Source organism: Chromobacterium sp. HL1 (assembly GCF_057418835.1).
In genome coordinates, this window is sequence record NZ_CP162399.1 from 3,692,975 (window position 1) to 3,708,456 (window position 15,482).

Below are 15,482 nucleotides of genomic sequence, written 5' to 3' on the forward strand. Positions count from 1 at the left end.
TCGCTGCGCTTCGTTTCCGTCGCTGCGTTGTCTGCTGAGGAGGCGAACTATACGTCAGACCCCGAAACCCGTCAACACCTTTTGCGAGAAAAACCTCAACAAAAGCGGGCACCGCAGGGCAAACCATTGATGCGGCAAGAAATATCCGAAAGGGGTATTTGCCGACACGCCTCAACCGCCCCGCCGGACCATGAAAAACGGGCCGGCGAAGCGCCGGCCCGTTGCGGGATGCGCGCAAATCTTCTAGTTTTTCACGCTCTCCGCCGGCTTCAGATAAGGCAGGAAGGCGTTGACGACTTCCGGATCGTCCGGCTTGGTGCGCGTGCCTATACTGACCACCTTGCTGGCGCCGGGCAGGATCAGGTATTTGTGGAAGTTCCATACCGGAGCGTCGTCGGTGGCCTTGATCAAGGCTTTGAAGAACGGCTGCGCATCGGCGCCGCGCACATGCCCTTTTCCGGCCATCGGGAAGGTCACGCCGTAATTGGCTTCGCAGAACGCGCCGATCTCCTTATCGCTCTCCAACTCCTGAAAGAAATCGTTGCTGGGAAAGCCGACTACCATCAGCCCCCTCTGCCCATAGGTCTGATACAGCGATTGCAGTTGCTTGAACTGCGGCGTGAAACCGCAGTGGCTCGCGGTATTGACCACCAGCAACGGCCGGTCCGCGTACTGACATAGATTGATCTGACCGCCCATCAGACCCGGCACCGTGTAGTTCAATAAAGCCGGGCAAGCCGCCATCACCGCCTGACTGCAAAAAATCAGCATTGCGCCCCATCGTTTCATTCGCGTCTCCTCGCTGCGCCATACCTATATAGATGGCAGACAAAATAATAAGGCAATGCCTGAAGCATTGCCTTATCTATTGTCCTGAGCGCCGCGCCTCGGCGCCAGCTGTCATTCCTGCTGGCTGGCGATGTCGGCCCGCACCTTGTCCATGTCCAGTTCGCGCAGCCCCTGGATCAGTTGTTCGAATTGCGCCGCCATCATCGCGCCGGCCTGGTTGAACACCATGATGCCGTCCTTGATGGCGATCAGCGTCGGAATGGAGCGGATATTGAAGTGAGCGGCCAGGTCGCGCTCGTCTTCGGTATTGATCTTGCCGAACACGATGTCGGCGTGTTTTTCCGACGCGGCTTCGAAAGTGGGGCCAAACATTTTGCACGGACCGCACCACGGCGCCCAGAAGTCGAGGATGACCAGGCCTTCCTCTTTCATATGGGTGTTGAAGTTGTCGGCGTTGAGATTGATGTAAGCCATGGGGATGTCTTTCGCTGTCTGAAGCGCCCGCCAGCGGCGGGCTGTTGCAGCAAAGATAGGTACGCGGTCACGGCATTGCAAGGCTATCGCCTGGTTGAATTTATCAATCCGGGCGATAGCCTCCGCTGCCGCAAGGCTTAGCCGATGAAGGGCAGCGCCAGGTAGAGCTTGATTACGATGGCGTTGACGATGTCGATGAAGAAGGCGCCCACCATGGGCACCACCAGAAAGGCCAGATGCGAAGGACCGAAGCGCTCGGTCACCGCCTGCATATTGGCGATGGCGGTGGGGGTGGCGCCCAGGCCGAAGCCGCAATGGCCGGCGGCCAGCACCGCCGCGTCGTAATTGCGGCCCATCACCCGGAAGGTGACGAAGATCGCGTACATCGCCATCGCCGCGGTTTGCGCCAGCAACAGCACGAAGATGGGCAGCGCCAACGCCGCCAAATCCCACAAGCGCAGCGACATCAGCGCCAGGGCCAGAAACAGCGACAGGCTGACATTGCCGAGCACCGACACTTCGCGCTCGAAGATCTGATACCAACCCAAAGCCGCCAAGCCGTTGCTGATCAGCACGCCGACGAACAATACGCAGACAAAGGTGGGCAGCTCCAGCGGCGTGCCTTTGAGCAGGCCGCCGAGAAAGGTGCCGCCAAGCAAGCAGACGGCGATCAGCGCCAGGGTCTCGATGAAGGAATGCGGCGTGATCAGACGCTGGGCGTCCGGTTGTTCGAAGGCCAGCGGCGGATCGTCGGCATTGTGCTCGGCGCCCGGGGTTTTGACTTTCTTGACCAGGAAGCGCGCCACCGGACCGCCGATCAGGCCGCCCAGCACCAGGCCGAAGGTGGCGCAGGCCAGCGCCAGTTCCGAGGCCGAGGCCAATCCGTATTTGGAGGCGAAGGTGCCGCCCCAGGCGGCGCCGGTGCCGTGACCGCCGGACAAGGTGATGGAGCCGGCCAGCAAGCCCATCAATGGGTCCAGGCCCAGCAGGCTGGCCAAGGCGATGCCCAAGGTGTTCTGCACCAGCAGCAGGCCGACCACCACGGCCAGGAAGACGCCGACGGTCTTGCCGCCCTGTTTCAGGCTTTTCAAATTGGCGTTGAGGCCAATGGAAGCGAAGAAGGCCAGCATCAGCGGGGTTTGCAGCGAAGCGTCGAAGCGGACTTCGCTGCCGGTGACTTGGCGGAACAGCAGCAGCAAGGCGGCGATCAGCAAGCCGCCGACCACCGGCTCGGGGATGTTGTAGGTGCGCAGCGCGCCGACATGCGCCACCAGTTTGCGCCCGAGCAGCAAAACCAGCGACGCGGCCACCAGGGTGCCATAGAAATCGAGTTGAATCATCGAGTCTCCTTATTGTGATGAGCGAAGGCGCGCATGATTCAGACTAGCAGCTGTCGGAATGTTGTCGCGCCATGCAATACGATAGGAAACCCGGCGATAAAGTTCGGCCTCTAATTAACCGGAACCTTATATAGAAGACTCAAACCGCTAGTCGCGGCGTATCTGCCAGCACTGATGGATGGCTCGGTTGCGGAAGTCTTCCGGCACCGATTGCGCGCTGATGTCGCGGATGACGTAATCCTCGGCCAGTCTCTCGTCCAGCTTGAAACTGCGCAGATTATTGGAGAAGTACAAGGTGCCGCCCGGCGCCAGCAGCGCCATCGCGTAGTCGATCAGCCAGACGTGATCGCGCTGCACGTCCAGGATGTCGCGCATTTTCTTGGAGTTGGAGAAGGTGGGCGGGTCCATCACGATCAGGTCGAACTGCTTGCCGCCGTCCACCGCCTCTTCCAGATACTGGAACACGTCGGCCCTCACCAGCTGATGCCGGGCCAGATCCAGGCCGTTGAGCTCGAAATTGCGGCGCGACCAATCCTGATAGGTATTGGACATGTCCACGGTTTCGGAACTGATCGCCCCGCCGCAGCCAGCATAGACGGTGAAGCTGCCGGTATAGGCGAACAGATTGAGGAAACGCTTGCCGGCGGCCTCTTCCCTCACCCGCTTGCGGGTGTTGCGGTGATCCAGGAACAGGCCGGTGTCCAGGTAGGCGTCCAGATTGACGATGAAACGCTGGCCGAACTCATCGATGATGAAGTCGTCGCCCGACTGTCCCACTTTCTCGTACTGGCTGACGCCCTTTTGACGGCGGCGGTTCTTCAGCGTCACCGCGCCGGGCGCAAGGCCGGTGACCGCGCACAGGCTGTCCACCACCGCGTTGATCCAGTCGCGATAGGCCTCGTCCTCCATCTCCCAACCAGTGTCGTACTCCTGCAGATGGACGCGCTCGCCGTACAGGTCCACCGCGAACGGGAACTGCGGCACGTCCTTGTCGTAAACGCGCCAGGCGTCCAGCCCCTGGCGGCGCGCCCATTTGGCGTGGTGCTTGAAATTCTTGGCCAGGCGATTGGCGAATGGGCTGACGTCCAGCATGAGTCCTCGATATGGGCGATGGGCAAAACACAAAACAAACGCGCCGCTGACTGCAGGCGGCGCGTGAACGGATATCCAATTCTATTACAGCCGCGGCTATTCGGACGAATACATCTCGATCAGCTTGCGGTAGACCGGCTCCGGCAGATATTGGCGAATCACGCTTTCCCAGCCGCGCGGCCCCACCAGGCCTTTGACCATCGTCGACGACACCTCGGCGTATTCGCGCGGCGGCAGCAGGAAGATGGTGGTGATGTCCGGGTGCAAATCGGAGTTGATGTAGCGCATGGTGCGCTCGTACTCATAGTCGCTGGCGGTGCGGATGCCGCGGATGATGTAGTTGGCGCCTATGCTTTGCGCGTAATTGACCAGGAACTGGTTCTCGAACACATCCACCCGCAACTTGCTGAAGCCGCCGGTGACGGCGCGCAGCAAAGCCACTCGTTCCTCGACACTGAAGGTACAGTGTTTTTCCGGGTTCACTCCGACCGCTACGATCAATTCGTCAAACAGTTCCACCGCTTCGCGAATCATCCATAGGTGACCGTTGGTCACCGGGTCGAAGCTGCCCGCGTACACGGCTCGCTTCAATTCTCGTTTTCCTTTGACTGTGTGTGCCATGGCGAATGTATCGTGGTCGTTGGGGGCGGGTAAAGCAATTTTTGTGCATTGCGCAAAATGTTTCGCTTCCAGCTGGACTATCCGCAGCAGAATCTGTCCATTTTCCTCATTATCGACAAAGCGCGGCCAAAAAAAAGCGGGCCGCGCATGGCGGCCCCGCTGACGATAGGACAATACGCGCTCAGACGTTGATGTCTTCGGCGCGATGGCAGGCGATCATGCGCTGATCCAGCTCGCGCAATTCCGGCACTTCTTCCGCACAACGCTGGTTCGCGTGCGGGCAGCGCTTGTGGAAGGCGCAGCCCGACGGCGGCTTCAAGGGGCTGGGCAGTTCGCCCTCGATCTTGATCTTGATGCGACGCTGCTCAGGATGGATGGACGGCGTCGCCGACAACAAGGCCTGGGTGTAGGGGTGCAGCGGCCGTTCGTAAACGCGGTTCTTTTCTCCCACCTCCACCGCCCGCCCCAGGTACATCACCATCAGGTCGTCGGCCACATGCTCAACCACCGACAGATTGTGGGAGATGAACACATAGGCGGTCTTGAACTCGTCCTGCAAATCCATGAACAGATTGAGCACCTGGGCCTGGATGGACACGTCCAGCGCCGAGGTGGGCTCGTCCGCCACCACGATCTTGGGGTTCAGCATCATCGCGCGCGCGATGGCGATGCGCTGACGCTGGCCGCCGGAGAACATGTGCGGATAGCGGAAGAAGTGCTCCGGCCGCAGACCGACCCGCTGCATCATGCCGCGCACCTTGTCTTCGCGCTCCTTGGCGTTCAGCGAGGTATTGATCAGCAGCGGCTCGGCCAGCTGGCTGCCGATTTTCTGACGCGGATTCAAGGACGCGTACGGGTTTTGGAACACCATCTGCACCTTGGTGCGCATGGCTTTCAAGTCGGCCTTGCCGGCCTGGGCCGCGTCCTTGCCGTCCAGCAGCAAAGAACCGGAGGTCGGCGCTTCGATCAGCGTCAGTTGCCGGGCCAGCGTGCTCTTGCCGCAGCCGGACTCGCCCACCACCGCCAAGGTCTTGCCGGCCTGCAGTTCGAAGGAGACGCCGTTGAGCGCCTTGACCTGCGCCGAGGGCTTGAGGAAGCCCTGGGACACGTCGTAATAGCGGGTCAGATCCCGCGCTTGCAATACGGTGCTCATTTCGCCTCCTTGTCCAGCAACGGGTAGTGGCAGCGCACGGCGCCGCCTTCCACCGGGGTCAGCCCCGGACGCTGGGTCCGGCAGTTGTCCTTGACATAGGGGCAACGCGGCGACAACAGGCAGCCGCTGGGACGGTCGTACTGCCCCGGCACGATGCCGGGCAAGGTGTTCAGCCGATGCGCGCCTTTGCTGTGCTCCGGAATCGACGACAGCAGCGCCTCGGTGTACGGGTGGGTCGGGTGGTTGAACACGCCGGGCACCGCGCCCATCTCCGCCACTTGGCCGGCGTACATCACCGCCAGCCGGTGGGCCACCTCGGCCACCACCGCCAGATCGTGCGTGATCATGATCAGCGCCATGTTCTGGCTTTTCTGCAGACTGACCAGCAACTCCATGATCTGCGCCTGAATGGTCACGTCCAGCGCCGTGGTCGGCTCGTCGGCGATCAAGAGCTTGGGATTACAGGCGATGGCCATCGCGATCACCACGCGCTGGCTCATGCCGCCGGACAGCTGGTGCGGATAGGCGTTGAGCCGCGAGGCCGGCGCCGGAATCTCCACCAGTTCCATCAGTTCCAGCGCGCGCCGCTTCAGTGCCGCTCCGCGCAGACCCTGATGCAGCTTCAGCACTTCCATGATCTGGTAACCGACGGTGTAGCTGGGGTTCAGCGAGGTCATCGGGTCCTGGAAGATCATCGCGATGTCCTTGCCGACGATCTTGCGGCGCTCGCGCGCGGAAATGGTCAGCAGGTTCTTGCCGTCGAAGCTCAGTTCGTCCGCCACGATGCGGCCCTGGCCTTCCAGCAGCCCCATCATCGCCATCATGGTCACCGACTTGCCGGAGCCGGATTCGCCGACGATGCCGACGATCTCGCCCTGATTGACCTCTAGGTCCAGCCCTTCCACCGCGCGGAAGGGATTTTTTTCCGAACCAAACTCCACCGAGAGGTTCTTGATTTGCAACAAACTCATGTCCATCCCCTCAAGCGGCGCGCTTCAGTTTCGGGTCCAGCGCGTCGCGCAGGCCGTCGCCCATCAAGTTGATGGCGAGCACCGACAGCAAAATGGTCAGGCCGGGCAGCGTCACCACCCACCAGGCGCTTTCAATGTAATCGCGGGCCGAGGCCAGCATGGTGCCCCACTCCGGGGTGGGCGGCTGCACGCCCAGGCCGAGGAAGCCCAGCGCGGCGATCTCCAGAATGGCCGAGGAAAAGCTCATGGTCGCGTGCACGATCAAGGGCGCCATGCAGTTGGGCAGCACGGTGACGAACATCAGCCGCGGCAGGCCCGCGCCGGCCACGCGCGAGGCGGTGACGTAGTCGCGGTTCAGCTCGGTCATCGCCGACGCGCGGGTCAGGCGCACATAGGCGGGCAAGGACACGGTGGCGATGGCGATCATCGCGTTCATCAGCCCCGGTCCGAGAATGGCCATGATGGCCACCGCCAGCAACAGCGAGGGCAAGGCCATCATGATGTCCATCAGCCGCATGATCGCGCCGCCGAGGGCCTTGGGAAAGAAGGCGGCCAACAGGCCGAGCACCACGCCCGGCAGCAAGGCCATCAGCACCGAGCACAGGCCGATGAACAGCGACAGCCGCGCGCCGTGAATCAGCCGCGACAGGATGTCGCGCCCCAATTCGTCGGTGCCGAACAGGAACTGCGCCGAACCGCCGTCCACCCAGGCCGGCGGGGTCAGCAAATGATCGCGGTACTGCTCGATGGGGCTGTAGGGCGCCACCAGCGGCGCCAACAGCGCACAGGAGGTGACGATCAGCATGAAGATCAGGCCGGCCACCGCGCCCTTGTTGTGGGAAAAACCCTGCCAGAACTCCTTCAGCGGCGAGGGATAGGCCAGCGCCAGGTCCGGCCCGGCGTTGACTTGCGTAGTCTGAGTCATAAGTCCACCTACTGGCTGTTACTTGGCGTGACGGATGCGCGGATTGGCGATGCCGTACAGGATGTCGACGATGAAGTTGGTGACGATCACCAGCGTCGCCACCATCAGGATGCCGTTCTGCACCACCGGATAATCGCGGCGGCTGATGGCGTCGATCAGCCATTTGCCTATGCCCGGCCAGGAGAAGATGGTTTCGGTCAGCACCGCGCCGCCCATCAGCGTGCCCACTTGCAGGCCGATCACGGTCAACACCGGGATCAGCGCGTTGCGCAGGGTGTGGATGAAGATCACTCGCGCCGGCGACAGGCCCTTGGCGCGCGCGGTGCGCACATAGTCTTCGCGCAGCACTTCCAGCATCGACGAGCGCGTCATCCGCGCGATCACCGCCAGCGGAATGGTGCCCAGCACGATGGCGGGCAGAATCAGGTGCATCAGCGCGTTCTTGAAGGCGCCGGCGTTCACTTCCGGATCCGCGACCTCCGCCATCCAGGAGTCGATCAGCATGAAGCCGGTGTGCGGCGCGATGTCGAAGGTCAGGTCGACGCGGCCGGACACCGGGGTCCAGCCCAGCTTGACCGAGAAGAACATGATCAGGATCAGGCCCCACCAGAAGATGGGCATGGAGAAGCCGGTCAGCGAGATGCCCATCACGCCGTGGTCGAACAGCGAGCCGCGCTTGATGGCGGCGATGACGCCGGCCAGCAGACCCAGCACGGTGGCGAAGATCAAGGCGGAGATCGCCAATTCCAGCGTGGCGGGGAACAGGGTTTTGAACTCGGTCCACACCCCGGTCTTGGTCACCAGGGACTCGCCCAGGTCGCCATGCAGCAGATTGACCACGTAGTCGAAATACTGAGCGTACAGCGGCTTGTCCAGACCCAGGCGATGCAAGGCTTCGGCGTGCATTTGCGGATCGAGCGCGCGCTCGCCCACCATCACCTCCACCGGATCGCCCGGAATCATGCGGATCAGGCCGAAGGTCAGCAGCGTGATGCCGAAGAAGGTTGGCACCAATAAACCCAACCTTCGCAGAATAAAGGAAAACATGAGGACTTCTCCCTTGCGCCGGCCCCGCTGGGCGACTGGGCGCAATACTCAAATGAGACCCAGAGCGACGACGCCTTGCATGGCAAACGGCGAACGACGGCTCTATTGCGTTTTGGGGAGACGTTACCGGAATCGGACGGAGAAGAAGCAAGGAAAACAGCAAGAAGAGCGCCGAAGCGATGGCATGCAACTGAACCACCCACCCACATCAGCTGCGCCACCGCCACGGCAAGTGCAAGATAGCACCCCTCGCCGCAGACGAGCTTGACCCAGGTCAAGCCGGACGCACAGCCTCTCCACGCTGTGACTGACTACCCTCTGAAAACCACCCAGTAGACGTTCCGCCGCCATCGGGCCCGCCGCCTCTGCGTGCGACTGGAAACCCAAGGCTTGTAGTGGCCAATAGCGCTCCGCTTCAGCGTCGGTCCCGGCCGCAACGCGGACAGGCCGGCATCAGCAGCGCCATTCGCCGAACTTAGCCAAAACATCGGGGGCCAGGCCCCGATGTCGCCGTGTTTTTATTATTTCAGGCTTACTTGACGCTGACGCCGTAGAAGGAGTTCAGGCCGAAGGGGCTGACCTTGAAGCCCTGCACCGATTTCAGCATCGGCTGATTGACGGTGGAGTGGGCGATGGTGGTCATCGGCACTTGCTGTTTGACGATTTCCTGAGCCTTCATGTACAGCTTGGTGCGCTCGGCCACGTTGGCGGTGCGCTTGCCCTTCTGGATCAGGTCTTCAAACGGCTTGTAGCACCACTTGGAGAAGTTGTTGCCGTTCATCGCGTCGCAGCCGAACAGCACGCCCAGCCAGTTGTCCGGATCGCCGTTGTCGCCGGTCCAGCCGATCAACATCGTGTCATGCTCGCCGGCCTTGGCGCGCTTGATGTACTCGCCCCATTCGTAGGAAGTGATCTTGGCCTTGACGCCGATCTTGGCCCAGTCCGACTGCACCATTTCCGCCATCAGTTTGGCGTTGGGGTTGTACGGACGCTGTACCGGCATCGCCCACAAGCTCAATTCAAAGCCGTTGGGGTAGCCGGCCTTGGCCAGCAGCGCCTTGGCCTTGGCCACATCGTAAGGCGCGTCTTTCAGGCTCTTGTTGTAGGACCACTGGGTCGGCGGCATCGGATTGGTGGCCGGCTGGCCGGCGCCCTGGTACACCGCGTCGATGATGGCTTTCTTATTGATCGCCATGTCCAGCGCCTGACGCACTTCCAGCTTCTCCAGCGGCTTGTGCTTGACGTTGTAAGCCAGGTAGCCCAGGTTGAAGCCCGGCTGCGCGGTCACCGACAGCTTGGAATCGGCCTTCATCGCGGCCAGATCGGTCGGCCGCGGGTTGACGGTGATCTGGCACTCGCCGGCTTTCAGCTTCTGGTAGCGCACGGAAGCGTCGGTGGTGATGGCGAACACCAGATTGTCCACTTTCGGGCCGTCGGCCTTGTTCCAGTATTCCTTGTTGGCGGCGAAGCGGATCTGCGCGTCTTTCTGGTAACGCTTGAAGATGAACGGGCCGGTGCCCACCGGCTGCTGATTGATCAGCTGCGGCTTGCCGGCCTTGAGCAGCTTGTCCGCGTACTCGGCGGACTGCACCGAGGCGAAGCTCATCGCCAGGTTCTGCAGGAAGGCCGCGTCCAGGCTCTTCAGAGTGAACTTGACGGTGTTGGCGTCAATTTTCTCGACCTTGACGATATTGGTGTCCAAACCCATATCGGTGAAATACGGGAATTCGGTCGGATAGGCTTTGCGGAACGGATGGTTCTTGTCGACCATGCGGCTGAAGGTGAACACCACATCGTCGGCGTTGAATTCGCGGGTCGGCTTGAAGTAATCGGTGGTCTGGAACTTCACGCCCTTGCGCAGATGGAAGGTGTAGCTCAGGCCGTCGGCGGCCACATCCCATTTCTCTGCCAGCGCCGGCACCACCTTGGTGCCGCCGCGTTGGAACTGCACCAGGCGGTTGAACACGGTTTCGGCGGAAGCATCGAAATCGGTGCCGGTAGTGTATTGACCAGGGTCGAAACCCGCCGGGCTGCCTTCAGAGCAGTACACCAGGGTGCCGGCGGCCTGGGCGGCCATCGCGGTCCCGGCGATCAGGCCGGCTGCCAACAGCGCTTTCTTGACAGTTTGCATCTTTATTTCCTTTCCCTTGTACAGACTCATCGGTCTTTCTTGTCAGCGGGATCCAAGCCCGCCATGGGGGGATACATTATGCAGAGAGGACGCTTTTGACAAGCATCCTCTGCTTTTTTCTGCCAAGGGCCCTTCGCGCTAGGACTATTTTTTCCGGCTTATCAGATTTTCCTCAGCACAACGCTGCCCACCGAATAGCCCGCGCCAAAAGATGAAATGACGCCGACATCCCCGCTCCGCAGGTCATCCGAATGCAGATGAAATGCAATCACGGAGCCGGCGGAACTGGTGTTGGCGTAACGGTCCAGAATCACCGGCGCCTCTTGATCGCCGGCCTCGCGGCCCAGCACGCGCCGGGAGATCAGCTGGTTCATCGCCAGATTGGCCTGGTGCAGCCAGAAGCGCGCCACCTCGGCCGGCGCGATGCCCAGGCCTTCCAGATGCGCGGCGATATGATCGCCCACCATCGGGCAGACTTCCTTGAACACCTTGCGGCCTTGCTGCACGAAAAGCTTGTCCGGCTGGCCTATCCCCGCCTCGTCGCAACGATTGAGGAAGCCGAAGTTGTTGCGGATATTATTGGAGAACACCGTGGCCAGCTTGCTGCCCAGCACATCGTAACGCTGCGCCGAGCTCGCCGCCTCGGCGCGCTCCAGCACCACCGCGGTGCAAGCGTCGCCAAAGATGAAGTGGCTGTCGCGGTCGCGGAAGTTCAAATGGGCGGAACAGATTTCCGGATTCACCATCAGCACCGCGCGCGCCTGGCCGCAGGCGACGGCGTTGACCGCGGTCTGAATGCCGAAGGTGGCGGACGAGCAGGCCACGTTCATATCGAAGGCGTAGCCCTGGATGCCGAGCGCCTGCTGCACTTCGATGGACACCGCCGGGTACGGACGCTGCATATTGGAGCAGGCGACGATGACCATGTCGATGTCCGCGGCGCTGCGGCCGGCGCGTTCCAGCGCCTGGCGCGCCGCGGCCACCGCCATCTCCGCCTGCACCGACAACTCGTCGTTGCCGCGCTCCGGCAAACGCGGCGCCATTCTGGCCGGATCCAGCACCCCGCTCTTGTCCATCAGGAAACGTTGCTTGATGCCGGAGGCTTTCTCAATGAATTCGGAACTGGACTCGGCCAGCGCTTCCATTTCTCCGGCGGCGATCCGGTCCGCGTGCTGCTGATTGTGAGCGTGTACAAAGGCATTGAAAGCCGCGACCAGTTCCTGGTTGCTGACCGCGTGCGGCGGCGTGAACAAGCCGGTTCCGCTAATGACGACCTTGTGCATGAATTGTCCTTTTAGCCCCCCGTGACCCGGGTAAGTGTAGATTTTTGTTGCGGCGACGACAGTCCTCGCTGCGCCGCCCGAGCGGAAATGCCCGCCCCGTTTCGGCCCGTCCGCGGACGATCCTTATCCGTCGCCGGATTCTACACCAAGCCCTTCATCTGAAAGTAATAAAACCGCAAACGCGGCCGCGGCGCGGCTCGCGGCCCTTCCCGCCTCTGCGCGGCCGGCTCGCGCCGCCCTGCCGACGCCCGATTCCGGCCTGCGGCCTGCCGCGGATCCCGTAGGCAAAACTACCCCTCGAACTAAAAACCGAGTAAAATGATCGGCTTTGCGCAGCCGCATCCTCTTGCCTCCGCCGATAATAGTTGACTAAAACAGTCGGATATTAGGTATAATCGTCTGCATCAGGAATTCATCCTCCTCCAAATACCCACTCTTGGAGACCAGAGACATGCGTTTAACCACTAAAGGGCGTTTTGCCGTCACCGCGATGCTGGATCTGGCATTGCGCGAGAGCGGCGGCCCGGTCACGCTGGCCGGCATCAGCGAGCGTCAAGGCATCTCGCTCTCCTACTTGGAACAACTCTTCGGTAAGCTGCGGCGCGCCGAACTGGTGGACAGCGTGCGCGGCCCCGGCGGCGGCTACACCCTGGCCAAGGCCCCGATCGACATCTCCGTGGCCGACATCATCACCGCCGTGGACGAACCGGTGGACGCCACCCAGTGCGGCGGCCGCGAGAACTGTCGCGGCAACCAGCGCTGCATGACCCACGATTTGTGGACCAATCTGAACGTCACCATTTTCGACTACCTGTCCAAGGTCAGCCTCGCCAGCCTGGTTGAGCAGCAAAAGACCAAGGAAAACACTGTATTGCAGGATAAGCGCGAATGCAGCGTGGTTCACGCTTCTGCCGCCTCCGGCGCCCTGTGAGGCGCGGACCCATCTTCTGTGGAGAGAATATAAATGAGCCAGCTCAAGCATCCGATCTACCTCGACTACTCGGCCACCACGCCGGTAGACCCGCGCGTTGCCGACAAGATGATTCCCTATCTTTACGAAAAGTTCGGCAACCCGGCCTCCCGCAGCCACAGCTTCGGCTGGGACGCGGAGGAAGCGGTGGAGAACGCACGCGCTGAAGTGGCCAAGCTGATCAACGCCGACTCCAAGGAAATCGTCTGGACCTCCGGCGCCACCGAGTCCGACAACCTGGCGATCAAGGGCGCCGCCCACTTCTACAAGAGCAAGGGCAAGCACCTGATCACCGTCAAGACCGAACACAAGGCGGTGCTGGACACCATGCGCGAGCTGGAGCGCCAGGGATTTGAAGTGACCTATCTGGGCGTGCAGGACAACGGCCTGCTGGACATTGAAGAATTCAAGGCCGCCATCCGCCCGGACACCATCGTCGCCTCCGTGATGTTCGTCAACAATGAAATCGGCGTGGTGCAGGACATCGAACAGCTGGGCGAAATCTGCCGCGCCAAGGGCGTGATCTTCCACGTCGACGCCACCCAGGCGCCGGGCAAGGTGATCATCGACATGGAAAAGCAGAAAGTGGACCTGCTCAGCCTGTCCGCCCACAAAGTGTACGGCCCCAAAGGCATCGGCGCCCTGTACGTGCGCCGCAAGCCGCGCGTGCGCCTGGAAGCGCAGATGCACGGCGGCGGCCATGAGCGCGGCTTCCGCTCCGGCACCCTGGCCACCCACCAGATCGTGGGCATGGGCGAAGCCTTCCGCATCGCCCGCGAAGAGATGGACAGCGAGCGCGAACGCATCCGCATGCTGCGCGACCGCCTGTGGAACGGCATCAAGAACATGGAAGAGGTCTACATCAACGGCGACATCGACCAACGCGTGCCGCACAACCTCAATGTCAGCTTCAACTTCGTCGAAGGCGAAAGCCTGATCATGGCGATCAAGGAGCTGGCCGTATCCAGCGGTTCGGCTTGTACCTCGGCTTCGCTGGAGCCGTCCTACGTGCTGCGCGCGCTGGGCCGCAACGACGAAATGGCCCACAGCTCGATCCGCTTCACGCTGGGCCGCTTCACCACCGAGGAGGAAATCGACTTCGCGGTGAATCTGCTAAACCAAAAGATCGGCAAGCTGCGCGAACTGTCCCCCTTGTGGGAAATGTTCAAAGACGGCGTGGATCTGAATTCGGTTCAATGGGCCGCCCACTAAGGGCGACAGCAATATCCAGCGCCGAGCCGGCCAGGCCGGAGCGGCGCTGAAGGAGACAATCATGGCATACAGCGACAAGGTAATGGATCACTACGAAAACCCGCGCAACGTGGGCTCTTTCGAAAAAGGCGACGACAGCGTGGGCACCGGCATGGTGGGCGCGCCGGCCTGTGGCGACGTGATGAAGCTGCAAATCAAGGTGGGCGAGGACGGCGTGATTCAGGACGCCAAGTTCAAGACTTACGGCTGCGGCTCCGCCATCGCCTCCTCCTCGCTGGTGACCGAATGGGTCAAGGGCAAATCGCTGGACGAGGCGCTGGATATCAAGAACACCGCCATCGCCGAAGAACTGGCCTTGCCGCCGGTGAAGATTCACTGCTCCATCCTGGCCGAAGACGCGATCAAGGCCGCGGTCAACGACTACAAGCAAAAGCACGGCAAATAATCAGCGGGGACACATCATGGCTATCACCCTTTCCGAACGCGCCGCCGCTCACGTCAGCGCCTTCATCGCCAAACGCGGCAAGGGCTTGGGCATCCGTCTGGGCGTCAAGACCTCCGGCTGCTCCGGCATGGCCTACAAGCTGGAGTTCGTCGACGCGGCCAGCGACGAAGACGTGACCTTTGAAAGCCATGGCGTCACCGTGTTCACCGATGCCAAGAGCCTGGCCTATCTCGACGGCACCGAGCTGGATTACGCCAAGGAAGGCTTGAACGAGGGGTTTCAGTTCAACAACCCCAACGTCAAAAACGAGTGCGGCTGCGGCGAAAGCTTCAACGTCTGACCCCGGCAGGCGGGCGCGCTTCGGCGCCGCCCGCCCGTCGTCCAACTGTACGCTAGGTTTTCCGGCCCCGTCCCTATGAGCACCGATTTCAGCCAAGACTTCTTCTCCCTGTTCAATCTGCCGCGCCGTTTCGCCATCGACGGCCAAGCGCTGGAGCACGCCTGGCGCACCGCCGCGGCCCAGGTCCATCCCGACCGCTACGCCAGCAGCTCCGACGCCGAAAAACGCAGCGCGCTGATGCAGGCCACCCGGGTCAACGAAGCCTACCAAACGCTGAAGTCGCCGCTGAACCGCGCCCGCTACCTGCTGACGCTCGCCGGCGTGGACACCCAGGAAGACACCAATACTCAGATGCCGGCCGCCTTCCTGATGGCGCAGATGGAATGGCGCGAAAACATCGAAGACGCCCGCGCCGGCGGCGCACTCGAACGCCTGGAAACCTTGTCGCGCCAGTTGCGGGACGAGAGCCGCTCGCATCAGGCTGAGCTGGAGCTGGCGCTGGACCAGCGCGCCGACTTGGACGCCGCCGCGCTTCTAGTGAGAAAATTGCGGTTTTTGGAAAAACTGGACCAGGAAATCGGCGATGCCATCGAGGCGCTGCTTGACTGAGCCCTCGGCCGCCGGCCCTTCCCCGTCGTGGGGATCGCGCTCCGGCCCGTCCTCTCCATCCGCCTCCGCAGCAGCAGGCG

The 15,482-nt window shown here is 61.9% G+C and carries 16 protein-coding genes; 5 read left to right on the top strand and 11 right to left on the bottom strand.

Features of this window, described 5'->3' with window-relative positions; genetic code table 11:
* Positions 1–243: 243 nt before the first annotated feature.
* From AB1Z25_RS16805 to AB1Z25_RS16855, 11 genes are all read right to left on the bottom strand, one after another.
* Positions 244–789, bottom strand: a complete 546-nt coding sequence (locus AB1Z25_RS16805) for a glutathione peroxidase (RefSeq protein WP_107800335.1) — start codon at positions 787–789, stop codon at positions 244–246.
* Between the two features lie 111 nt (positions 790–900).
* The gene (gene trxA, locus AB1Z25_RS16810) at positions 901–1,263 is read right to left on the bottom strand and encodes a thioredoxin (RefSeq protein WP_107800336.1); all 363 of its coding nucleotides are present in this window, start codon (positions 1,261–1,263) and stop codon (positions 901–903) included.
* Between the two features lie 137 nt (positions 1,264–1,400).
* On the bottom strand, positions 1,401–2,603 hold the full coding sequence (gltS, locus tag AB1Z25_RS16815) for a sodium/glutamate symporter (protein ID WP_107800337.1): 1,203 nt from the start codon (positions 2,601–2,603) through the stop codon (positions 1,401–1,403).
* Between the two features lie 147 nt (positions 2,604–2,750).
* On the bottom strand, positions 2,751–3,695 hold the full coding sequence (locus AB1Z25_RS16820) for a class I SAM-dependent methyltransferase (protein ID WP_107800338.1): 945 nt from the start codon (positions 3,693–3,695) through the stop codon (positions 2,751–2,753).
* 96 nt (positions 3,696–3,791) lie between these two features.
* On the bottom strand, positions 3,792–4,316 hold the full coding sequence (gene coaD, locus AB1Z25_RS16825) for a pantetheine-phosphate adenylyltransferase (protein ID WP_107800339.1): 525 nt from the start codon (positions 4,314–4,316) through the stop codon (positions 3,792–3,794).
* A 181-nt stretch (positions 4,317–4,497) separates the two neighbouring features.
* The gene (locus AB1Z25_RS16830) at positions 4,498–5,469 is read right to left on the bottom strand and encodes a peptide ABC transporter ATP-binding protein (protein ID WP_486635743.1); all 972 of its coding nucleotides are present in this window, start codon (positions 5,467–5,469) and stop codon (positions 4,498–4,500) included.
* Positions 5,466–6,440, bottom strand: a complete 975-nt coding sequence (locus AB1Z25_RS16835) for an ABC transporter ATP-binding protein (RefSeq protein WP_253314517.1) — start codon at positions 6,438–6,440, stop codon at positions 5,466–5,468. The genes AB1Z25_RS16830 and AB1Z25_RS16835 overlap by 4 nt, the downstream gene beginning before the upstream one ends.
* 10 nt (positions 6,441–6,450) lie before the next feature.
* Positions 6,451–7,365, bottom strand: a complete 915-nt coding sequence (locus AB1Z25_RS16840; protein ID WP_107800341.1) for an ABC transporter permease subunit — start codon at positions 7,363–7,365, stop codon at positions 6,451–6,453.
* An 18-nt stretch (positions 7,366–7,383) separates the two neighbouring features.
* Positions 7,384–8,412: an ABC transporter permease subunit gene (locus AB1Z25_RS16845; protein WP_107800342.1), complete on the bottom strand. Its 1,029-nt coding sequence runs from the start codon at positions 8,410–8,412 to the stop codon at positions 7,384–7,386.
* Between the two features lie 532 nt (positions 8,413–8,944).
* On the bottom strand, positions 8,945–10,543 hold the full coding sequence (locus AB1Z25_RS16850; RefSeq protein ID WP_107800343.1) for an ABC transporter substrate-binding protein: 1,599 nt from the start codon (positions 10,541–10,543) through the stop codon (positions 8,945–8,947).
* 161 nt (positions 10,544–10,704) lie between these two features.
* Entirely contained in the window at positions 10,705–11,826 is a 1,122-nt protein-coding gene (locus AB1Z25_RS16855) for a beta-ketoacyl-ACP synthase III (RefSeq protein ID WP_486635744.1), read from the bottom strand.
* A 451-nt stretch (positions 11,827–12,277) separates the two neighbouring features.
* Between AB1Z25_RS16855 and iscR the strand changes: the two genes are divergently transcribed.
* The 5 genes from iscR to hscB all read left to right on the top strand — a co-directional run bounded on the left by iscR (position 12,278) and on the right by hscB (position 15,402).
* Positions 12,278–12,757, top strand: coding sequence for a Fe-S cluster assembly transcriptional regulator IscR (gene iscR / locus AB1Z25_RS16860; protein WP_019102781.1), 480 nt, complete (start codon positions 12,278–12,280; stop codon positions 12,755–12,757).
* A gap of 33 nt (positions 12,758–12,790) precedes the next feature.
* Positions 12,791–14,008, top strand: coding sequence for an IscS subfamily cysteine desulfurase (locus tag AB1Z25_RS16865; RefSeq protein ID WP_107800346.1), 1,218 nt, complete (start codon positions 12,791–12,793; stop codon positions 14,006–14,008).
* Positions 14,009–14,069: 61 nt separating this feature from the next.
* On the top strand, positions 14,070–14,453 hold the full coding sequence (gene iscU, locus AB1Z25_RS16870; protein WP_048411946.1) for a Fe-S cluster assembly scaffold IscU: 384 nt from the start codon (positions 14,070–14,072) through the stop codon (positions 14,451–14,453).
* 16 nt (positions 14,454–14,469) lie between these two features.
* Positions 14,470–14,793, top strand: coding sequence for an iron-sulfur cluster assembly protein IscA (gene iscA / locus AB1Z25_RS16875; RefSeq protein WP_107800347.1), 324 nt, complete (start codon positions 14,470–14,472; stop codon positions 14,791–14,793).
* Between the two features lie 75 nt (positions 14,794–14,868).
* Entirely contained in the window at positions 14,869–15,402 is a 534-nt protein-coding gene (gene hscB, locus AB1Z25_RS16880) for a Fe-S protein assembly co-chaperone HscB (protein WP_107800348.1), read from the top strand.
* The last annotated feature ends 80 nt before the right edge of the window (positions 15,403–15,482 follow it).